Genomic DNA, 18842 nt, shown 5'->3' with positions numbered 1-18842 from the left:
GAGGGGCGGCATCGGTGAACCTGATGCCGCCCATCCCGGTTAACAAAAAAGACAAAGCCTCATTAAGGTGAGTGTGGTCTTGGGAGACCAAGACAAAGCAAGCGTCGAATGAAGACGCGAAGGAGAGCCAAATGAATGAGTTGATGCAGCTGTTCGGGCAAAACCAGGGTTTGCACACCTTCGATCACATCCGTATTTCCATCGCTTCGCCGGACCAGATCCGCGCGTGGTCCTATGGTGAGATTAAAAAGCCTGAAACGATCAACTACCGGACATTCAAGCCGGAGCGCGATGGTTTGTTCTGCGCCCGCATCTTCGGTCCGATCAAGGATTACGAATGCTTGTGCGGTAAGTACAAGCGTATGAAATATAAAGGCATCGTCTGTGAAAAATGCGGTGTCGAGGTAACATTGAGCAAAGTGCGCCGCGAGCGCATGGGCCATATCGAACTGGCCAGCCCCGTTGCCCATATCTGGTTCCTGAAATCCCTTCCCAGCCGCATCGGTCTGATGATCGACATGACTTTGAAGGATCTGGAACGCGTACTCTATTTCGAAAACTATGTTGTAACCGAGCCGGGTTTGACCCCGCTGAAACGGTTCCAGCTGATGTCGGAAGAAGAATATCTTGATGCCCAGGACGAATATGGCGATGAAAATTTCTCCGCCAAGATCGGTGCTGAAGCATTGCAGTCCATTCTCGAAGAGATGGATATCGATGAAGAATTGGAGCTGACCCGGACTGAGCTTTCTGAGACCGGTTCCGAAGCCAAGCGCAAGAAGCTGGTTAAGCGTCTGAAGCTGCTGGAAGGTTTCCAGGCAAGCGGCACCCGTCCGGAATGGATGATCATGGAAGTGATCCCGGTCATTCCGCCGGAACTGCGTCCGCTGGTGCCGCTGGATGGCGGCCGTTTCGCAACCTCCGATCTGAACGATCTCTATCGTCGTGTGATCAACCGTAACAACCGTCTGCGTCGTCTGATGGAACTGCGTGCGCCGGACATCATCGTCCGGAACGAGAAACGCATGTTGCAGGAATCCGTTGATGCGCTGTTTGACAACGGTCGTCGTGGCCGGGTTATTACCGGCACCAACAAACGACCGCTGAAATCCCTTTCCGATATGCTGAAAGGTAAGCAGGGCCGCTTCCGTCAGAACCTGCTCGGTAAGCGTGTTGACTATTCCGGCCGTTCCGTGATCGTGGTTGGTCCGGAGCTGATGCTGCATCAGTGTGGCCTGCCGAAGAAAATGGCGCTGGAACTGTTCAAGCCGTTCATCTATTCCAAGCTGGAACTCTATGGCATGGCCTCGACCATCAAGGCGGCTAAGCGCATGGTGGAAAAAGAGCGCCCCGAGGTCTGGGATATCCTGGAAGAGGTTATCCGCGAGCATCCGGTTATGCTGAACCGTGCGCCGACCCTTCACCGTCTTGGCATCCAGGCTTTTGAGCCGGTTCTGATCGAAGGTAAGGCCATCCAGCTGCATCCGCTGGTTTGTGCGGCTTTCAACGCTGACTTTGACGGTGATCAGATGGCCGTTCACGTGCCGCTGTCCCTCGAAGCACAGCTTGAAGCACGCGTGTTGATGATGTCCACCAACAACATCCTCTCGCCCGCAAACGGTAAGCCTATCATTGTACCGTCTCAGGATATCATTCTGGGTCTCTACTACATTACCCATGAACGCCCCGATGCGGTTGGCGGTATCGTTAGCATCGATTCCGAAGAAGCGATGACTGCGGCTCTGGAGCGGGGTGAGATCGTTCTGCGCAAGGGCGATGACCGTTCCGCGGAAGTGGGCGACATCGATGCCAAGGAAGCTTTCAAACAGCTTAAAGACGGCAAGGTTACCGCTTACCGCGTTCCGCTGTTTGCTGCCATGTCCGAGCTGGATCTGGCGTTGGAAAGCAAGGCGATCACCCTGCAGACCAAGATCAAGGCTCTGTTTGAAACCGTTGATGCCGAAGGCAACCCGGTTGTTGAGAAGGTTGTGACCACGCCGGGTCGTATGCTGCTCAGCCAGATCCTGCCCAAGCATCATGCGGTGCCGTTCAGCCTGATCAATAAGGTTGTGACCAAGAAAGAGATCACCAACATCATTGACGTGATCTATCGTCATTGCGGCCAGAAAGAGACCGTTATCTTCTGTGACCGTCTGATGTCTCTCGGTTTTGGTTCCGCCTGTAAGGCCGGCATCTCCTTTGGTAAGGACGACCTGATCATTCCGGAAACCAAGAACACGCTGATCGATGCGGCGATGGTTCAGGTGAAGGAATTTGAACAGCAGTATCAGGACGGTCTGATCACCCAGGGTGAGAAATACAACAAAGTGGTCGACGTTTGGGCATCCTGCACCGATAAGGTTGCAGATGACATGATGAAGGTCATTTCCTCGCCGAAACCGGGCACCGGTTTGAACTCCGTCTACATGATGGCTCATTCCGGGGCGCGTGGTTCCGCCGCCCAGATCAAACAGCTGGCCGGGATGCGCGGTCTGATGGCGAAGCCGGATGGCTCCATCATTGAGACCCCGATCATCGCGAACTTCAAAGAAGGTCTGAACGTTCTCGAATACTTCAACTCCACCCATGGTGCCCGTAAGGGGCTTGCGGATACGGCGTTGAAAACAGCGAACTCCGGTTACCTGACCCGTCGTCTGGTGGATGTGGCCCAGGATGCGATCATCGTTGAAGATGATTGCGGCACCGAAGAAGGCCTGACCATGCGCGCCGTCATCGACGGTGGTGACGTGATCGAAGGCTTGGCAGAGCGTATCCTTGGCCGTTGCGCGGCTGAGGATGTGAAAGACCCGCTCAGCGGCGAGGTTATCCTGAAGGCCGGTGATCTGATCACCGAGCCGGAAGCGGATGCCATTGAAACCGCCGGTGTTGATGCGGTCCTGATCCGCTCCGTCTTGACCTGTGAGGCCAAACAGGGCGTCTGTGCGCGCTGCTATGGCCGTGACCTGGCCCGCGGCACCATGGTGAACCGTGGCGAGGCGGTCGGCGTGATTGCGGCCCAGTCCATCGGTGAGCCGGGTACCCAGCTGACCATGCGTACCTTCCATATCGGTGGTGCGGCCCAGCGTGGTGCGGAACAGAACTCCATCGAGAGCTCCCTGGATGGTACCGTGAAGATCAATAACCGTAACGTGGTTATCGATTCCGAAGGCCGTCCGGTTGTGATGAACAGGAACTGTGAAGTTGTTCTGTTGGATGAAGTTGGTCGTGAGCGTGCCCGTCACCGTGTGCCTTATGGCACCCGTCTGCGGGTCGACGAAGGCGACAGCGTGGTTAAGGGCCAGACGGTTGCAGAGTGGGATCCCTACACCATTCCGATCATTTCGGAAAAATCCGGTGTCGCCCATTATGTCGACCTGACCGAGGGTGTCTCTGTCCGTGACGTGGTCGATGAAGCCACGGGTATTGCGAGCAAGGTCGTGATTGACTGGAAACAGCAGGCAAAAGGTTCCGACCTCAAGCCGCGCATCACGCTGCGTTCTGAAAATGGTGATGTGATCACCCTGCCGAACGGCATGGAAGCCCGCTATTTCATGTCCGTGGACGCGATCCTGTCCGTTTCCAACGGCCAAGATGTCCAGGCCGGTGACGTGCTGGCACGTATCCCGCGTGAAAGCTCCAAGACCCGTGACATTACCGGTGGTCTGCCGCGTGTGGCTGAATTGTTCGAGGCGCGTAAGCCGAAGGACTTCTCCATCATTGCGGACCAGGACGGTTATGTTGAGTTTGGCAAGGACTACAAAACCAAACGCCGTATCGTTATCCGTCCGGTTGATGACAGCCTGGAGCCGTCCGAATATTTGGTGCCGAAAGGCAAGCATATCGCGGTTCAGGAAGGTGATTTCATCGCCAAGGGCGATATGCTGATGGACGGTAACCCGGTTCCCCATGACATTCTGGAAGTATTGGGTGTTGAGGCCCTCTCCAACTATCTCTGCAAAGAGATCCAGGACGTCTACCGCCTGCAGGGTGTGAAGATCAACGACAAGCATATTGAAGTGATCGTCCGCCAGATGCTGCAGAAAGTTGAAGTGACCGATCCGGGTGAAACCTACCTTCTGGTTGATGAGCAGTTGGACCGTGAAGAAATTCGCGAAATCAACGAAAAGGCCGCAGCCGAGAATAAGGAGCCGGCGAAATTCCGCCCGGTCCTGCAGGGTATCACCAAGGCGAGCCTGCAGACCAAGTCCTTCATTTCCGCGGCATCCTTCCAGGAAACGACCCGCGTCCTCACCGATGCGGCGTGCCATGGCAAGATGGACAACTTGGAAGGCCTCAAAGAAAACGTTATCGTTGGCCGCCTGATCCCGGCGGGTACCGGTTCCGTGATGAAGCATATGCGCCAGCTGGCCGCCGACCGGGACCGCGAAGTTCTGGCCGAACGGTCCGCCAACAAAAACACGGCCCTGCCGGCATCCGAAGAGGACAGCTCCGAGGAACAGCCCGCAGCCGAGTAACAGGTGGCGTAAGTTTGAAAATGAAAACCCCCCGGAAGGAAACTTCCGGGGGGTTTTTTGTAACGACATCAGCCTCTACAACAGGGGCAGCATTCTTTGTCAGCCGCCTAGTAAGATAATATCGCCGTTCAGCCAGACCCGCTCCGGCACGCCATTTTGGGCATTGATGGTGTTACCAAATTCCTTGGGGAAATCGTAATAGAGGAGATTGTTTTCAATCTTTTCAGGAGGTTGAAGGCCGTAATACTGGCCCAGATAGTTTCCGCGATGGGTGATGAATAGTGTTCTTTGTGTCATGCCTACCTGGCCATAGGGACGCATGTAGTGATAGACGAAAACAGTTCGGCCCTCGTAGACGAGCTTCCCAACAGGCTCTATGGAGGCTTTCTCATCCATAGCTGTCATTGGTTCCTGCCAGGGGATGCTTTCCTCCAAAGTTACGATCCGGGCAACTTCCTCACTTGTGAAAAAATCTCTTCGTTCCTCTGCAAAACCGTTAGCCGGGAAGGAGGCGATCATCGTGAGGATTACTGCGGCTGCAATTTGTTTCATTTCTTCCGCTCCGCTCTGATGTTGTTCACATTCCCGATGATGATCAGGCCGGCACCGATAGCCAGGAAGGGATCGATGGCTTCCTGGTAGAACAGAAAACCAATCAGCGCGATCAGCGGCAGGCGCAGAAAATCAAACGGCAATACCACAGCAGCATCGGCAACCTTTAAGGCCTGGGAAAGGCAATAATGGGCCGAAACGGCGGTGACACCCACAACCACCAGCCAGGGCCAGTGATGCATTTCAACCGGTACCCAGACGGTGAGGGCAGGGATCAGGGAAAAGGCCGCCTGCATCACCGTCATATAGAAAATGACGGTGGCGGCCGCCTCGGTCCGGACCAGCATCTTGGTAACAGTGTTGCTGGCGGAAAAAGCAAGCGCTGCGCCAAGCACCACCATGGAACCGATGCTGATCGCCTCAAAACCAGGGCGCAAGATCATCATGATCCCGGTAAAACCGAGCAGACTGGCAATGATCCGGGTCGGGGTCAGGCGCTCGCCCAAGAACAGTGCGGCCAAAAGGGCGGTCCAGATCGGTGTGGTAAACTCAATGGCGAAAACCTCGGCCAGCGGCAAAACACCGATCCCGTAAAACCAAGCATATTGGCCGCCATAGTGAAAACCGTTCCGGGCCAGGTGGCGCAGCGGCTGATGGGTTCTAAAGAGTGCCACATCCCGCAACTTGATCAGGCAGGAAATCACCAATATGCCGACCAGGCTCCGGATCAGGAGGGTTTGGAAAATGGGGATCTCGCCTGCCAATTCACGCCCGCCGACAGCCATTGCCCCGAAGGAGAGCAGGGTACCCGCCATCCAGGCCGCTGCCTTCATGATATTTGACCGGCTCTCCACTTCGGGCTCTGCCATTTGTGCCATTTCGAATCCCCCCGCTAAATCGTGATAGGGAATCGATACGGGAATCAGGGGCGAAGGGCAAGAAAACACTGGCCCGGTATCGGGTTTCCGGTAGGCATGCGCAAGGCTTGATCCATCCTTGCAAATGACGCATAACGGCTCTGAGAAAAGATGGAACGCTAAAAAATATTCAAATTGGTTTCTTTGTGAAATTAAATTTCAATATTTAGCGGATTTTGCATGATTGATACCAGATTTTGAGGGGCCAAATCCCGCAGGAATCTTTTACTTGACCCGGATCGCCTCTCTGCATAGTATCCGCCCGCCTCTTAAAGGAACTGGACTGTAAGCCCAATCTGGAACGGCTCGCCTGACCGGACGCTTTGCCTGACGATCGCACCTTAGGTGCTGGTCCTCCAGAAAGCGGAAAGTGCTTAAACGCAGTTTGCGGCGAAACTTAAGAGTTATTTGAAAAATGGCTGCTGAATTCGGCGGCCTGTCGGAATTTAAAACCCCGTTAGCTAAGCCAGACGGCTTTGCTGTCGGGGTCACTTGCATCCTGTATGGGATGGGATGCACAACAAAGGTCCGGGCATCAAATGTAGGTCCGGGTCGCGATAGGAAGAAGAATGCCTACGATTAACCAGCTTATCCGCAAGGCGCGGAAAGACAAACCGAAGCGCGACAAGGTGCCGGCTCTGGAAGCCTGCCCTCAGAAGCGCGGTGTTTGCACTCGTGTGTACACCACGACCCCGAAGAAGCCGAACTCCGCTCTTCGTAAGGTTTGCCGTGTGCGTCTGACCAACGGTTTCGAAGTAACCAGCTACATTCCTGGTGAAGGCCATAACCTGCAGGAACATAGTGTTGTCCTGATCCGTGGCGGCCGTGTGAAAGATTTGCCGGGTGTCCGTTACCACACCATCCGCGGTACCTTGGATACGCAGGGCGTGAAAGATCGTCGTCAGCGTCGCTCCAAGTACGGCGCCAAGCGTCCGAAGTAAGGGATATAAGAGATGTCTCGACGTCATAAAGCAGAAAAACGGAAAATCCTGCCCGACGCCAAATTTGGCGATGTGGTGATTTCCAAGTTCATCAACTCCGTCATGCTGGATGGTCGCAAGTCCACTGCGGAGAAAATCGTATATGGTGCCTTCGATCTGATGGAAAGCCGTTCCGGTAATGAGCCGGTCGCTTCCTTCCACGAAGCCCTGGAAAACGTGAAGCCGGCTGTTGAGGTCCGCTCCCGCCGTGTTGGTGGTGCGACCTACCAGGTTCCGGTTGAGGTTCGTTCTGAGCGTGCTCAGGCTCTGGCTTTCCGCTGGATCATCGCTATGGCGCGTAAACGTTCCGAAAACACCATGGTCGAGCGTCTTTCCGGCGAGTTGCTGGATGCGGCGAATAACCGCGGTGCCTCCATCAAGAAACGTGAAGACACGCACAAGATGGCCGAAGCCAACCGCGCGTTCGCCCATTACCGCTGGTAAGAGGAACAGATCATGGCTCGTAAAACCCCGATCGAACGCTACCGTAATATTGGTATTATGGCGCATATTGACGCCGGTAAGACCACCACGACGGAACGTATCCTGTACTATACCGGTCGCTCCCATAAGATCGGTGAAGTTCATGATGGTAACGCCACCATGGACTGGATGGAGCAGGAGCAGGAGCGTGGTATCACCATTACCTCCGCTGCGACCACTGCGTTCTGGAAAGATCACCGGATCAACATCATCGACACCCCGGGTCACGTTGACTTCACCATTGAGGTTGAACGTTCCCTGCGCGTGCTCGACGGTGCTGTAACTGTTTTTGACTCTGTGGCTGGTGTTGAGCCGCAGTCCGAAACTGTTTGGCGTCAGGCTGACAAATACAACGTTCCGCGTATGTGTTTCGTGAACAAGATGGACCGTATGGGTGCCGACTTCTTCCGTTGCGTGGATATGATGGTTGACCGTCTGGGTGCAAACCCGCTGGTTGTTAACCTTCCGGTTGGCGCCGAAGCTGAATATGACGGTGTCATCGACCTGCTGACCATGAAATGGATCCGCTGGAAAGGTGAAGATCTGGGTGCGGAATACGAATTCATCGACATTCCGGAAAACCTGGCTGACCAGGCTGCTGAATACCGTGAGAAGCTGGTTGAGACTGCTGTAGAGCAGGACGACGCAGCCATGGAAGCATACCTGGAAGGCAACGAGCCGGACGTCGACACCCTGAAGAAATGTATCCGTAAAGGTACTCTTTCCGGTGACTTCATTCCGGTTCTGAACGGTACAGCGTTCAAGAACAAAGGTGTTCAGCCGCTGCTCGACGCCGTGATCGACTTCCTGCCGTCTCCGAAAGACATTCCGCCGGTACAGGGTGTTAACCCGAAAGACGAATCCGAAGACAGCCGTGAGCTGACCGACGAAGCGCCTTTCTCTGCTCTGGCGTTCAAAATCATGAACGATCCGTTCGTTGGTTCCCTGACCTTCTGCCGCATCTATTCCGGCAGCCTGGAGGCGGGTTCCTACGTTCAGAACACCGTTAAGGAAAACAAAGAGCGCGTCGGTCGTATGCTGATGATGCACGCCAACGACCGTGAAGATATCAAGGTTGCAATGGCGGGCGACATCGTTGCTATCGCGGGTCTGAAAAACACCACCACTGGTGACACGCTCTGTGACGGTTCCAAGCCGATCATCCTGGAACGCATGGAATTCCCGGATCCGGTTATCGAGATCGCTGTTGAGCCGAAAACCAAAGCTGACCAGGAAAAAATGGGTCAGGCTCTGGCACGTCTCGCAGCCGAAGATCCGTCCTTCCGTGTTAAGTCCGACGAAGAGAGCGGCCAGACCATCATCGCCGGTATGGGCGAATTGCACCTGGACATCCTCGTCGACCGCATGAAGCGTGAGTTCAAGGTAGAAGCTAACATTGGTGCGCCGCAGGTTGCTTACCGTGAAACCATCTCCAAGGCCGCTGATGTGGATTATACCCACAAGAAGCAGTCCGGTGGTTCCGGTCAGTTTGCACGCGTCAACATGACTTTCGAGCCGTTGGAGCCGGGTGCCGGTTTCGAATTCGAGAGCAAGATTGTTGGTGGTTCCGTACCGAAGGAATACATCCCGGGTGTTGAAAAGGGTCTGAATAGCTCCCTGGACAACGGTATCCTGGCTGGTTTCCCGGTCATCGACTTCAAAGTCACCCTGACCGACGGTGCCTACCATGATGTTGACTCCTCCGTGATGGCGTTTGAGATCGCTGCCCGTGCAGCGTTCAAGGAAGCCATGCAGAAAGCAGGTGCGAAGCTGCTTGAGCCGGTTATGGCCGTTGAGGTTGTTACCCCGGAAGAATACATGGGCGATATCATCGGCGACCTGAACAGCCGCCGTGGCCAGGTATCCAGCATGGATCAGCGCGGCGTTGCCCGTGTGGTCAATGCCATGGTGCCGCTCGCCAACATGTTCGGCTATGTGAACAACCTGCGTTCCCTGTCCCAGGGCCGTGCCCAGTTCACCATGCAGTTCGATCATTATGAACAAGTGCCCCAGGCTGTCGCGGACGAAGTTCGCGCCAAAATGGCCTAAGGCAGACAAAGATACTCAGTGGAGTTTGAAAAATGGCTAAAGAAAAGTTTGAGCGTACAAAACCGCATTGTAACGTCGGCACCGTTGGTCACGTTGACCATGGTAAAACCACGCTGACCGCTGCAATCACCAAAGTTCTGGCAGAAGCAGGTGGCGGTGCCGCTACCGATTTCGCCGACATCGACAAAGCACCGGAAGAGCGTGAGCGCGGTATCACCATTAACACCGCCCACGTTGAATATGAGACCGAAGGTCGCCACTATGCGCACGTCGACTGCCCGGGCCATGCTGACTATGTGAAAAACATGATCACCGGTGCGGCTCAGATGGATGGTGCGATCCTGGTTGTTAACGCTGCTGACGGCCCGATGCCGCAGACCCGCGAGCACATCCTTCTGGCGCGCCAGGTTGGCGTTCCGGCCCTGGTTGTCTTCCTGAACAAAGTTGACCAGGTTGACGATGAAGAGCTGCTGGAGCTGGTTGAAATGGAAGTTCGTGAGCTGCTGAGCTCCTACGACTTCCCGGGTGACGATATTCCGATCATCGCCGGTTCCGCCCTGGCGGCTCTGGAAGGTCGCGACGACAACATCGGTAAAGAGAAGATCCTCGAGCTGATGAAAGCCGTTGACGAATACATCCCGCAGCCGGACCGTCCGGTTGACCAGGACTTCCTGATGCCGATCGAGGACGTGTTCTCCATCTCCGGTCGTGGTACCGTTGTTACCGGTCGTGTTGAAACCGGTAAGGTGAACGTAGGCGACGAGATCGAAATCGTTGGTATCCGTGACACCCAGAAAACCACCTGCATCGGAGTTGAAATGTTCCGTAAGCTGCTGGATAGCGGTGAAGCTGGCGACAACATCGGCGCGCTGCTGCGTGGCGTTGGCCGTGAAGATGTAGAGCGTGGTCAGGTTCTGGCCAAGCCGGGTTCTATCACCCCGCACACCAAGTTCAAGTGCGAGTGCTACATCCTGACCAAAGAAGAAGGTGGTCGTCACACCCCGTTCTTCTCGAACTATCGTCCGCAGTTCTATTTCCGTACCACGGACGTTACCGGTTCCGTCGTTCTGCCGGAAGGCACCGAGATGGTTATGCCGGGTGACAACATCACCATGGACGTTGAGCTGATCGCTCCGATCGCCATGGACGCAGGTCTGCGTTTCGCAATCCGCGAAGGTGGCCGCACTGTTGGCGCTGGCGTTGTTGCCAGCATCAGCGCTTAAGTTAGTAGTGGATTAAACGGGGACCGGTGATCCCGGTCCCCATTTTCCGGAGGTTGGCATGGATAGCCAAAACATTCGCATTCGCCTGAAGGCGTTCGATCATCGGGTACTGGATCAGTCCACCCTGGAGATCGTCAATACGGCGAAGCGCACCGGCGCGGAAGTACGGGGCCCGATCCCGCTTCCGACCCGGATCGAGAAATTCACGGTTCTGCGGTCTCCGCATATCGATAAGAAAAGCCGTGAACAGTTTGAAGTTCGTACGCACAAGCGCGTTCTGGACATTGTTGACCCGACCCCGCAGACCGTGGACGCGCTGATGAAGCTCGACCTCGCTGCTGGCGTTGACGTCGAAATCAAGCTTTAAGGAGTCATTCCGATGAGAACTGGAGTGATTGCTAAGAAAGTCGGTATGAGCCGAGTCTGGACGGACGAAGGCGTAAACGTACCGGTGACCGTTCTGCAGCTGGACGAATGTCAGGTTGTTGCTACCCGGACCAATGAGTCCAATGGCTACAGCGCTGTACAGCTGGGTGCAGGCAAACGCAAAGTGAAGCACACCACCAAGCCCATGCGCGGGCATTTCGCCAAGGCCAATGTTGAGCCGAAGCGGAAACTGGTAGAATTCCGCGTTGCCGCGGAAAACCTGCTGAATGTTGGTGACGAAATCACCGCTGATCATTTCCTGAATGGCCAGCTGGTTGATGTTGTCGGCACCTCCATCGGTAAGGGTTTTGCCGGTGCCATGAAGCGTCATAACTTTGGTGGCCTTCGTGCTTCTCACGGTGTATCCATCTCTCACCGTAGTCACGGTTCCACTGGCCAGTGCCAGGATCCGGGTCGTGTCTTCAAAGGTAAGAAAATGGCCGGTCACATGGGTGACCACCGTGTGACTGTACAAAATCTGGAAGTTGTTTCCACCGATGCAGATCGCGGCCTCATCCTCGTTAAGGGTGCGGTTCCGGGTTCCAAAGACGGCTGGGTACTGGTTTCCGATGCTGTGAAAAAAGCAATGCCGGCCGAAGCTCCGCTTCCGGCTGCCATTCGCAAAGCAGCAGCTGAAGCCGCTCCGGTTGAATCCGATGCGTCTGCTGAAGCGGAAGCCGCTTCAGAAAACGCCGAAAGTTAAGAAGGGCTCTGACCGATGAAAGCGAAGGTTATCACGCTTGAAAACAAGGCCGCTGGCGATATTGAACTCGCCGATGAGGTCTTCGGTGCTCCGGTCCGCAAGGATCTCCTTGCGCGTATGGTGAACTATCAGCTCGCCAAACGTCGTGCCGGCACCCATAAGGTTAAAAACCGTAGCGAAATCAACGCCACGGGCGCCAAAATGTTCCGCCAGAAGGGCACCGGTCGTGCCCGTCACAGCACTGCAAAAGTAGCGCAGTTCCGTGGTGGTGGACGTGCATTTGGTCCGGTGGTCCGCGATCATGGTCATCAGTTGCCGAAAAAAGTCCGCAAGCTTGCGCTGAAAGTAGCACTTTCCGCCAAGCAGGCTGATGGCAAGCTGATCATCATTGATGATGCGACAGCCAAATCCCCCAAAACCAGTGAGATGGCTACCAAGCTTTCCGCACTGGGTTTGACCAACGCCTTGATCGTATCTGGCGCTGAGTTGGATGGCAATTTCGCGCTGGCAGCACGGAACGTGAAGAACATTGATGTTCTCCCGTCCCAGGGTGCCAATGTTTATGACATTATGCGCCGCGATACTTTGGTCCTGACCAAAGCCGCTGTGGAAAATCTGGAGGCTCGCCTGAAATGAGCTGGAAATTCCTGAACAAAAAGCCGTTGTCCAACGAACGCAAGTACCAGGTTATCCTGGCGCCGGTTATTACCGAGAAAGCGACCATGGGCAGCGAGCACAACCAAGTGACCTTTAAAGTCGCTGCAGACGCAACCAAGCCGGAAATCAAGGCTGCCGTTGAAGGTCTGTTCGACGTGAAGGTTGAAGGTGTGAACACCTTGAACACCAAGGGCAAGGTTAAACGCTTCCGCGGCCGTCTGGGTCAGCGCAGCGGCTACAAGAAAGCCGTTGTTCGCCTGGCTGAGGGCCAGTCCATCGACGTAACGACGGGATTGTAAGCCATGGCTTTGAAAAAGTATAAGCCGAATACTCCCGGTACCCGTGGTCTGGTACTGGTAGATCGGTCTGACCTGCATAAAGGCGGCCCTGTTAAGGCGCTGACCGATGGTCTGACGAAAAAGGGTGGCCGTAACAACACCGGACGCATCACCATGCGTCGCCAGGGTGGCGGTCACAAACGGAAATACCGTATTATCGACTTCAAGCGTACCAAGTTTGATGTTGCGGCGACTGTTGAACGGATCGAATACGATCCCAACCGGACCGCTTTCATCGCACTGCTGAAGTATGACGACGGTGAGCAGGCCTACATTCTGGCTCCGCAGCGTCTGAAAGCCGGTGACAAAGTCATCGCCGGTGAAAAGGTCGACGTGAAGCCGGGCAACGCCATGCCGCTGTCCAAAATGCCGATCGGTACCATTATCCACAATGTGGAATTGAAGCCGGGTAAAGGCGGCCAGATCGCACGTTCCGCCGGTTGTTATGTGCAACTGGTTGGTCGTGACCAGGGTTATGCTCAGCTGAAACTGATGTCTGGCGAGCTGCGCGTTGTGCGCGGTGAGTGCATGGCAACGGTTGGCGCTGTTTCCAACCCTGACCAGCAGAACATCAAGCTGGGTAAGGCCGGTCGTAACCGTTGGCTTGGTAAGAAGCCGGAAGTTCGTGGTGTTGCCATGAACCCGGTTGACCATCCGCATGGTGGTGGTGAAGGTCGTACCTCTGGTGGCCGTCATCCGGTTACCCCCTGGGGTGTGCCGACCAAAGGCAAACGTACACGCAGCAACAAGGCAACGGATAAATACATCATCCGTCGCCGTCACGCTAAGAAGTAAGGGAGTCGATAAATGGCTCGTTCAGTATGGAAAGGTCCGTTTGTCGATCACTATCTGCTCAAAAAAGCGGATACGGCAGCGAACTCCGGTCGGAAAGAGATCATCAAAACTTGGTCTCGCCGTTCCACCATTCTACCGCAATTCGTCGGTTTGACCTTCGGCGTCCATAACGGTCGCAAGTTCATTCCGGTTCTCGTTACCGAACATATGATTGGTCATAAGTTTGGTGAATTCGCGCCCACCCGTACCTATTACGGTCATGCCGCGGATAAAAAAGCGAAGAGGAAATAAGCGTCATGGGTAAACAAGCACGTGAACGCAGCCTCGCTGACAACGAAGTACGCGCTTTCCAGAAAGCCATTCGTGTCAGCCCGCAGAAGCTGAACCTGGTAGCCGCCATGATCCGCGGCAAAAACGTTGACAAAGCGCTGGCAGATCTTACTTTCTCCAAGCGCCGGATCTCCGGCGACGTGAAGAAAGTTCTGCAGGCGGCAATCGCCAACGCGGAAAACAACCATCAGCTCGACGTTGACCAGCTCTATGTGAAAGAAGCTTACGTTGGTAAGGCTTTCACCATGAAGCGTTTCCGGGCCCGTGCCCGTGGTCGTGCGTCGAAGATCATGAAGCCGTTTTCCAACTTGACCATTGTCGTGTCCGAACGTGAGGAGTCTGAATAATGGGTCAGAAAGTAAATCCTGTCGGCCTTCGTGTCGGGATCAACCGGACCTGGGACTCCCGCTGGTATGCCGGTCGCAATTATGCAGATCAGCTGCATGAAGACCTGAAACTGCGCAAGTACCTGGAAGGCCGCCTGAAGCAGGCTGGTGTTTCCCGGATCATTATCGAGCGCACCGCTGGCCGTGCCCGTGTGACCATTCACACTGCACGTCCGGGTGTTGTGATCGGCAAGAAGGGGGCAGATATCGAAAAGCTGCGCCGTGAACTGCAGGATCGCATCGGTAAGGACGTTGCGTTGAACATCGTCGAGATCCGCAAGCCGGAACTGGACGCCAAACTGGTTGCCGAGAATATCGCTCAGCAGCTGGAGCGTCGTGTCGCTTTCCGTCGCGCTATGAAGCGTGCGGTTCAGAGCGCCATCCGCATGGGTGCCGAAGGCATCCGCATCAACTGTGCCGGCCGTTTGGGTGGTGCCGAGATCGCACGGACCGAATGGTACCGTGAAGGTCGCGTGCCGCTTCACACCCTTCGCGCCGACATTGATTATGCAACCGCTGAAGGTCACACCACCTACGGCGTATGCGGTATCAAGGTTTGGATCTTCAAGGGCGAGGTCATGGAACATGACCCGATGGCCCAGGACAAGCGTCTTCAGGAAAAGAACCGCTAACGCGGTTCTGATCCTGGAGGGAATAAGAGAGGCCTAGGAAAATGCTTAGCCCGAAAAGAACAAAATTCCGCAAGGCGCACAAAGGCCGTATCCACGGCGACGCCAAAGGCGGTTTTACTCTGAACTTCGGCGGTTATGGCTTGAAAGCTCTGGAACCGGGGCGTATTACTGCCCGCCAGATCGAGGCAGCCCGTCGTGCGATGACTCGTCACGTAAAGCGTCAAGGTAAGGTATGGATCCGCGTATTCCCGGATGTGCCTGTTTCCAAGAAGCCTGCTGAAGTGCGTATGGGTAAAGGTAAAGGTTCCCCGGAATTCTGGGCAGCCCGTATCAAGCCCGGTCGCATCATGTTTGAAATGGACGGCGTTCCGGGTGATATCGCTCGCCGCGCGTTCGAATTGGCCGCTGCCAAATTGCCGATCAAGTGCAAGGTAGTGTCCCGTATTGGTGGAGAAGGATAAGACCGATGAGCAAAACTGCTGATCTGCGTCAGAAGTCCGACGACGAATTGAAGGACCAGCTCATTGACTGGCGGAAAGAGCAGTTCAATCTGCGCTTCCAAGCGGCCAGTGGGCAACTGGAAAACACTGCACGTTTTCGGGAGCTGCGTCGCGATATTGCACGTATCAAGACGCTCCTGAACGAGCGCAAGGCGACGGCGTAAGCCATAAACTGGAGTTAGGGAAATGCCTAAACGAATTCTTCAGGGTACCGTGGTTTCCGACGCCTGCGACAAATCCGTCGTTGTGCTGGTGGAACGCCGCGTGACACACCCGGTGTTTAAGAAAGTTGTGCGTAAGTCCAAAAAGTACATGGCGCATGACGAAGCTAACGCCTCTAAAAAAGGCGATGTGGTTCGCATTCGTGAGTGCCGTCCGTTTTCCAAACGTAAAGTTTGGGAAGTGCTGACGGACGCTGCGTCGGCGTAAGTTCGGACTTAAAGAAGTAAGGAAGGACTAAACCGATGATCCAAATGCAGACCAATCTGGATGTAGCTGACAACTCCGGCGCGCGCCGGGTGCAGTGCATCAAGGTTCTCGGCGGTTCACACCGTCGTACCGCTAGCGTAGGCGACGTAATTGTCGTCTCCGTTAAGGAAGCGATCCCGCGGGGTCGTGTTAAGAAAGGTGACGTGCATCGCGCGGTGATCGTTCGTACGGCAAAAGAGATTGCCCGTCCGGACGGTTCCACCATCAAATTCGACAGCAATGCTGCCGTGCTGATCAACAAGAACGGTGAGCCGATCGGCACCCGTATCTTCGGCCCGGTTGTTCGTGAGCTGCGTGCGAAACGTTACATGAAAATCATTTCTTTGGCGCCGGAGGTGATCTAATGGCCGCTAAGGTTAAAAAGGGCGACAAGGTCGTAGTTCTGGCCGGTCGCGACAAGGGCAAGGAAGGCGAAGTACTTTCTGTCATTCCCGCGGAAAATAAAGTTGTAGTTTCCGGGGTGAATGTGGTAAAGCGCCACACGCGTCCTTCACAGACCAACGCTGGCGGCATTGTTTCCAAGGAAGCAGCAATTGATGCTTCCAATGTCGCACTCGTTGATCCGAAAGACGGCAAAGCCACAAAAGTGGGCTTTAAAGTTCTGGAAGATGGCAAGAAGGTCCGCTTTGCGAAGCGTTCCGGCGAAGTCATCGATAGTTAATGTAACCAAGGGATACGGCTACTATGGCTAACTCAGAGAAGTACGTCCCGCGGCTGAAGGCGCACTACGATTCCGTAGTGCGTCAACAACTTGTAGAGAAGTTCGAGTATAAAAACTCGATGCAGGTGCCGCGGCTCGAAAAGATCGTCATCAACATGGGTGTTGGTGGCGCGGTTAACGACCGTAAGAAACTGACCAACGCACTTGAAGAACTCGGTGCCCTGACCGGTCAGAAACCTGTTGCGACCAAAGCGAAGAAGTCCATCGCGGGCTTCAAACTGCGTGACGGCATGGCCATTGGTGCCAAAGTCACGCTGCGCGGCGAACGCATGTATGAGTTTCTGGACCGCCTGATCACCATCGCGCTGCCGCGCGTTCGAGATTTCCGAGGCGTTAACGGCAAAAGCTTTGATGGCCGTGGCAACTATGCCATGGGCCTGAAAGAACAGATTGTCTTCCCCGAAATTGACTACGATCAAGTAGACGAAGTTCGTGGCCTGGACATCGTTATCTGTACTTCTGCCGACAACAATGAAGAAGCTAAAGCCCTGCTGGCTGGCTTCTCCATGCCGTTTAGCAACTAATCGGAGAACCGAACGATGGCAAAGAAAAGTGCTGTTGCGCGGAACCTGAAGCGCGAAAAGCTGATCAAAAAGCATGCTGCAAAGCGTGCTGAGTTGAAAGCTGTCCTTCATAACCGCGAGCTGTCTCCGGAAGAACGCTTCCAGGCAGCAATGAAACTGAACAAACTGCCGAAGAACGCTTGCCCGATCCGGGCTCACAACCGTTGTGAGCTGACCGGTCGTCCGCATGCATTCTACCGCAAGTTCAAAATTTCCCGTATCGCACTGCGCGATCTCGCGTCCCAGGGTCAGATCCCTGGTGTCGTGAAGTCTAGCTGGTAAGGAGGGCATGCGTCATGGCGATGAGTGATCCGCTCGGCGATATGCTGACCCGTATTCGTAACGGTCAGCGCGCCCGCAAAAATTCTGTTCCGGTTCCGGCGAGCAAACTGCGCGCGTCCGTTCTGGAAGTTCTGAAACGTGAAGGCTACATCCGTGGTTATTCCTGGGCTGAACTGCGCCCGGGCATTCAGGAGCTCAATGTAGAGCTCAAATATAGCGAAGGTACACCGGTGATCCGTGAGATCGCACGCGTCTCCAAGCCGGGACGTCGGGTATACACCAAGATCAAAGATCTCGGCCGCTTCTATAACGGTCTGGGTATTTCCATCTTGTCCACTCCTAAGGGTGTGCTTTCTGACCATGAAGCCCGTCAAGAAAATGTAGGCGGAGAAGTTCTCTGCCGCGTATTCTAAGGAGTGCATCATGTCTCGAGTAGGAAAATATCCAGTTACTGTGCCTGCCGGTGTTGATGTATCCATCACCGACGGCGCGTTCGTTGCTAAAGGCAAAAACGGCGAGCTAACCGTGCCGTTGATGGACTTCGTTGAAGTTTCCATCAATGACAACGAAGTCGTTGTTACGCCGACCAGCAAAATCAAAAAGGCTCGCCAGGCTTGGGGTGCTACCCGTGCGCTGATCAACAATGCTGTGATCGGTGCGTCGGAAGGCTTCACCAAGAAAATGGAAGTCAAGGGCGTTGGTTACCGTGCGGCGGTTCAGGGTTCCATCCTGAAACTGTCCCTGGGCTTCAGCCATGATATCGATTTCCCGATCCCCAGCGACATCAAAATCGCTATCGAAGGTGATCGTGGTCAGACCATCATTGCTGTATCCGGTCCGAGCAAGCAGCGCGTTGGGCAGATTGCCTCTGAAATCCGCGGTTACCGTCCGCCAGAGCCTTACAAAGGCAAAGGCGTGCGTTACCTGGATGAGGTGATCATCCGTAAGGAAGGCAAGAAGAAGTAAGGGCTGAAGACTATGTTGACGTCAAAAGAACTCTTCAAACGTCGGGCCCAGCGTTCGCGTTACAAACTGAAGAAACACGGTGGTGGCAAACCCCGTCTTTCCGTTTTCCGTTCCGCTCGCCAGATTTCTGTGCAGCTGATCGATGACGTTCAGGGCGTAACCGTCGCTAGTGCTTCGACCTTGGAAAAAGACATTCGTTCTGCAATCAAGAACGGTGGCAATATCGAAGCTGCAGCAGCAGTTGGCAAAGCAATCGCGGAACGTGCGAAGAAAGCTGGCGTAGAAGTCGCTATCTTCGACCGTGGTGGCTACAAATTTCACGGCCGCATCAAGGCGTTGGCAGATGCCGCGCGTGAAGCCGGCTTGCAGATCTAA

Annotated in this window: 25 protein-coding genes; 23 read left to right on the top strand and 2 right to left on the bottom strand. The window is 54.8% G+C overall.

From position 1 onward, the window contains the following. The first annotated feature begins 131 nt into the window (after nucleotides 1-131). Nucleotides 132-4475, top strand: a complete 4344-nt coding sequence (gene rpoC, locus DFP90_RS02660) for a DNA-directed RNA polymerase subunit beta' (protein ID WP_115934854.1) — start codon at nucleotides 132-134, stop codon at nucleotides 4473-4475. A gap of 99 nt (nucleotides 4476-4574) precedes the next feature. On the opposite strand, the gene DFP90_RS02655 is transcribed toward rpoC, so the two are convergent. Together DFP90_RS02655 and DFP90_RS02650 are read right to left on the bottom strand one after the other, a co-directional pair. Further along, complete coding sequence (locus DFP90_RS02655) at nucleotides 4575-5027, bottom strand: hypothetical protein (protein WP_115934853.1); 453 nt, start codon at nucleotides 5025-5027, stop codon at nucleotides 4575-4577. Then, nucleotides 5024-5905: a DMT family transporter gene (locus tag DFP90_RS02650; RefSeq protein WP_218044553.1), complete on the bottom strand. Its 882-nt coding sequence runs from the start codon at nucleotides 5903-5905 to the stop codon at nucleotides 5024-5026. Before DFP90_RS02650 ends, DFP90_RS02655 begins: the two co-directional genes overlap by 4 nt. A gap of 608 nt (nucleotides 5906-6513) precedes the next feature. On the opposite strand from DFP90_RS02650, the gene rpsL reads away from it, so the two are divergent. The 22 genes from rpsL to rplR are packed head-to-tail and all read left to right on the top strand — an operon-like array spanning nucleotide 6514 to nucleotide 18842. Next, a complete protein-coding gene (gene rpsL / locus DFP90_RS02645) occupies nucleotides 6514-6885 on the top strand; it encodes a 30S ribosomal protein S12 (RefSeq protein ID WP_115934852.1) in 372 nt (123 codons plus the stop codon). Between the two features lie 12 nt (nucleotides 6886-6897). Next, the gene (gene rpsG / locus DFP90_RS02640) at nucleotides 6898-7368 is read left to right on the top strand and encodes a 30S ribosomal protein S7 (RefSeq protein ID WP_115934851.1); all 471 of its coding nucleotides are present in this window, start codon (nucleotides 6898-6900) and stop codon (nucleotides 7366-7368) included. Between the two features lie 12 nt (nucleotides 7369-7380). Beyond that, a complete protein-coding gene (gene fusA, locus DFP90_RS02635) occupies nucleotides 7381-9456 on the top strand; it encodes an elongation factor G (protein WP_115934850.1) in 2076 nt (691 codons plus the stop codon). 32 nt (nucleotides 9457-9488) lie between these two features. Further along, a complete protein-coding gene (gene tuf, locus DFP90_RS02630) occupies nucleotides 9489-10679 on the top strand; it encodes an elongation factor Tu (protein WP_115934849.1) in 1191 nt (396 codons plus the stop codon). 58 nt (nucleotides 10680-10737) lie between these two features. Beyond that, nucleotides 10738-11046, top strand: coding sequence for a 30S ribosomal protein S10 (rpsJ, locus tag DFP90_RS02625; RefSeq protein ID WP_115934848.1), 309 nt, complete (start codon nucleotides 10738-10740; stop codon nucleotides 11044-11046). 12 nt (nucleotides 11047-11058) lie between these two features. After that, entirely contained in the window at nucleotides 11059-11808 is a 750-nt protein-coding gene (gene rplC, locus DFP90_RS02620; RefSeq protein ID WP_115934847.1) for a 50S ribosomal protein L3, read from the top strand. 15 nt (nucleotides 11809-11823) lie between these two features. After that, nucleotides 11824-12444: a 50S ribosomal protein L4 gene (gene rplD / locus DFP90_RS02615; protein WP_115934846.1), complete on the top strand. Its 621-nt coding sequence runs from the start codon at nucleotides 11824-11826 to the stop codon at nucleotides 12442-12444. Then, on the top strand, nucleotides 12441-12764 hold the full coding sequence (locus DFP90_RS02610) for a 50S ribosomal protein L23 (RefSeq protein WP_115934845.1): 324 nt from the start codon (nucleotides 12441-12443) through the stop codon (nucleotides 12762-12764). The genes rplD and DFP90_RS02610 overlap by 4 nt, the downstream gene beginning before the upstream one ends. 3 nt (nucleotides 12765-12767) lie before the next feature. Beyond that, a complete protein-coding gene (rplB, locus tag DFP90_RS02605) occupies nucleotides 12768-13598 on the top strand; it encodes a 50S ribosomal protein L2 (RefSeq protein ID WP_115934844.1) in 831 nt (276 codons plus the stop codon). A gap of 12 nt (nucleotides 13599-13610) precedes the next feature. Continuing rightward, a complete protein-coding gene (rpsS, locus tag DFP90_RS02600) occupies nucleotides 13611-13889 on the top strand; it encodes a 30S ribosomal protein S19 (RefSeq protein WP_115934843.1) in 279 nt (92 codons plus the stop codon). 5 nt (nucleotides 13890-13894) lie between these two features. Further along, nucleotides 13895-14275, top strand: a complete 381-nt coding sequence (gene rplV, locus DFP90_RS02595; RefSeq protein ID WP_115934842.1) for a 50S ribosomal protein L22 — start codon at nucleotides 13895-13897, stop codon at nucleotides 14273-14275. Beyond that, nucleotides 14275-14946, top strand: coding sequence for a 30S ribosomal protein S3 (gene rpsC, locus DFP90_RS02590; RefSeq protein WP_115934841.1), 672 nt, complete (start codon nucleotides 14275-14277; stop codon nucleotides 14944-14946). Before rplV ends, rpsC begins: the two co-directional genes overlap by 1 nt. A gap of 41 nt (nucleotides 14947-14987) precedes the next feature. After that, nucleotides 14988-15407: a 50S ribosomal protein L16 gene (gene rplP, locus DFP90_RS02585; protein ID WP_115934840.1), complete on the top strand. Its 420-nt coding sequence runs from the start codon at nucleotides 14988-14990 to the stop codon at nucleotides 15405-15407. A gap of 5 nt (nucleotides 15408-15412) precedes the next feature. After that, the gene (gene rpmC, locus DFP90_RS02580; protein WP_115934839.1) at nucleotides 15413-15610 is read left to right on the top strand and encodes a 50S ribosomal protein L29; all 198 of its coding nucleotides are present in this window, start codon (nucleotides 15413-15415) and stop codon (nucleotides 15608-15610) included. 22 nt (nucleotides 15611-15632) lie between these two features. Continuing rightward, nucleotides 15633-15875 carry a 30S ribosomal protein S17 gene (gene rpsQ, locus DFP90_RS02575; protein WP_115934838.1) on the top strand — a complete coding sequence of 81 codons (243 nt, stop codon included), beginning with the start codon at nucleotides 15633-15635 and terminating at the stop codon, nucleotides 15873-15875. 35 nt (nucleotides 15876-15910) lie between these two features. Then, on the top strand, nucleotides 15911-16279 hold the full coding sequence (gene rplN, locus DFP90_RS02570; protein ID WP_115934837.1) for a 50S ribosomal protein L14: 369 nt from the start codon (nucleotides 15911-15913) through the stop codon (nucleotides 16277-16279). Beyond that, nucleotides 16279-16596 (top strand): 50S ribosomal protein L24, encoded by a 318-nt coding sequence (rplX, locus tag DFP90_RS02565; RefSeq protein ID WP_115934836.1) that lies wholly within the window; start codon nucleotides 16279-16281, stop codon nucleotides 16594-16596. The genes rplN and rplX overlap by 1 nt, the downstream gene beginning before the upstream one ends. A gap of 23 nt (nucleotides 16597-16619) precedes the next feature. Then, the gene (rplE, locus tag DFP90_RS02560; protein WP_115934835.1) at nucleotides 16620-17180 is read left to right on the top strand and encodes a 50S ribosomal protein L5; all 561 of its coding nucleotides are present in this window, start codon (nucleotides 16620-16622) and stop codon (nucleotides 17178-17180) included. Between the two features lie 15 nt (nucleotides 17181-17195). Next, nucleotides 17196-17501, top strand: coding sequence for a 30S ribosomal protein S14 (rpsN, locus tag DFP90_RS02555; protein WP_115934834.1), 306 nt, complete (start codon nucleotides 17196-17198; stop codon nucleotides 17499-17501). Between the two features lie 14 nt (nucleotides 17502-17515). Beyond that, a complete protein-coding gene (gene rpsH / locus DFP90_RS02550) occupies nucleotides 17516-17914 on the top strand; it encodes a 30S ribosomal protein S8 (RefSeq protein WP_115934833.1) in 399 nt (132 codons plus the stop codon). A 10-nt stretch (nucleotides 17915-17924) separates the two neighbouring features. Further along, on the top strand, nucleotides 17925-18467 hold the full coding sequence (rplF, locus tag DFP90_RS02545) for a 50S ribosomal protein L6 (RefSeq protein ID WP_115934832.1): 543 nt from the start codon (nucleotides 17925-17927) through the stop codon (nucleotides 18465-18467). Nucleotides 18468-18479: 12 nt separating this feature from the next. Further along, nucleotides 18480-18842 (top strand): 50S ribosomal protein L18, encoded by a 363-nt coding sequence (rplR, locus tag DFP90_RS02540; RefSeq protein WP_115934831.1) that lies wholly within the window; start codon nucleotides 18480-18482, stop codon nucleotides 18840-18842.

Source organism: Aestuariispira insulae, assembly GCF_003385955.1.
Classification (GTDB): Bacteria; Pseudomonadota; Alphaproteobacteria; order UBA8366; family Aestuariispiraceae; genus Aestuariispira; species Aestuariispira insulae.
This window is presented reverse-complemented; position numbering and strand designations above follow the sequence as displayed.

Coding starts and splice junctions, on each gene's coding strand:
- rpoC (WP_115934854.1), top strand. CDS start 132: ATGAATGAGTTGATGCAGCTGTTCGGGCAAAACCAGGGTTTGCACACC.
- DFP90_RS02655 (WP_115934853.1), bottom strand. CDS start 5,027: ATGAAACAAATTGCAGCCGCAGTAATCCTCACGATGATCGCCTCCTTC.
- DFP90_RS02650 (WP_218044553.1), bottom strand. CDS start 5,905: ATGGCACAAATGGCAGAGCCCGAAGTGGAGAGCCGGTCAAATATCATG.
- rpsL (WP_115934852.1), top strand. CDS start 6,514: ATGCCTACGATTAACCAGCTTATCCGCAAGGCGCGGAAAGACAAACCG.
- rpsG (WP_115934851.1), top strand. CDS start 6,898: ATGTCTCGACGTCATAAAGCAGAAAAACGGAAAATCCTGCCCGACGCC.
- fusA (WP_115934850.1), top strand. CDS start 7,381: ATGGCTCGTAAAACCCCGATCGAACGCTACCGTAATATTGGTATTATG.
- tuf (WP_115934849.1), top strand. CDS start 9,489: ATGGCTAAAGAAAAGTTTGAGCGTACAAAACCGCATTGTAACGTCGGC.
- rpsJ (WP_115934848.1), top strand. CDS start 10,738: ATGGATAGCCAAAACATTCGCATTCGCCTGAAGGCGTTCGATCATCGG.
- rplC (WP_115934847.1), top strand. CDS start 11,059: ATGAGAACTGGAGTGATTGCTAAGAAAGTCGGTATGAGCCGAGTCTGG.
- rplD (WP_115934846.1), top strand. CDS start 11,824: ATGAAAGCGAAGGTTATCACGCTTGAAAACAAGGCCGCTGGCGATATT.
- DFP90_RS02610 (WP_115934845.1), top strand. CDS start 12,441: ATGAGCTGGAAATTCCTGAACAAAAAGCCGTTGTCCAACGAACGCAAG.
- rplB (WP_115934844.1), top strand. CDS start 12,768: ATGGCTTTGAAAAAGTATAAGCCGAATACTCCCGGTACCCGTGGTCTG.
- rpsS (WP_115934843.1), top strand. CDS start 13,611: ATGGCTCGTTCAGTATGGAAAGGTCCGTTTGTCGATCACTATCTGCTC.
- rplV (WP_115934842.1), top strand. CDS start 13,895: ATGGGTAAACAAGCACGTGAACGCAGCCTCGCTGACAACGAAGTACGC.
- rpsC (WP_115934841.1), top strand. CDS start 14,275: ATGGGTCAGAAAGTAAATCCTGTCGGCCTTCGTGTCGGGATCAACCGG.
- rplP (WP_115934840.1), top strand. CDS start 14,988: ATGCTTAGCCCGAAAAGAACAAAATTCCGCAAGGCGCACAAAGGCCGT.
- rpmC (WP_115934839.1), top strand. CDS start 15,413: ATGAGCAAAACTGCTGATCTGCGTCAGAAGTCCGACGACGAATTGAAG.
- rpsQ (WP_115934838.1), top strand. CDS start 15,633: ATGCCTAAACGAATTCTTCAGGGTACCGTGGTTTCCGACGCCTGCGAC.
- rplN (WP_115934837.1), top strand. CDS start 15,911: ATGATCCAAATGCAGACCAATCTGGATGTAGCTGACAACTCCGGCGCG.
- rplX (WP_115934836.1), top strand. CDS start 16,279: ATGGCCGCTAAGGTTAAAAAGGGCGACAAGGTCGTAGTTCTGGCCGGT.
- rplE (WP_115934835.1), top strand. CDS start 16,620: ATGGCTAACTCAGAGAAGTACGTCCCGCGGCTGAAGGCGCACTACGAT.
- rpsN (WP_115934834.1), top strand. CDS start 17,196: ATGGCAAAGAAAAGTGCTGTTGCGCGGAACCTGAAGCGCGAAAAGCTG.
- rpsH (WP_115934833.1), top strand. CDS start 17,516: ATGGCGATGAGTGATCCGCTCGGCGATATGCTGACCCGTATTCGTAAC.
- rplF (WP_115934832.1), top strand. CDS start 17,925: ATGTCTCGAGTAGGAAAATATCCAGTTACTGTGCCTGCCGGTGTTGAT.
- rplR (WP_115934831.1), top strand. CDS start 18,480: ATGTTGACGTCAAAAGAACTCTTCAAACGTCGGGCCCAGCGTTCGCGT.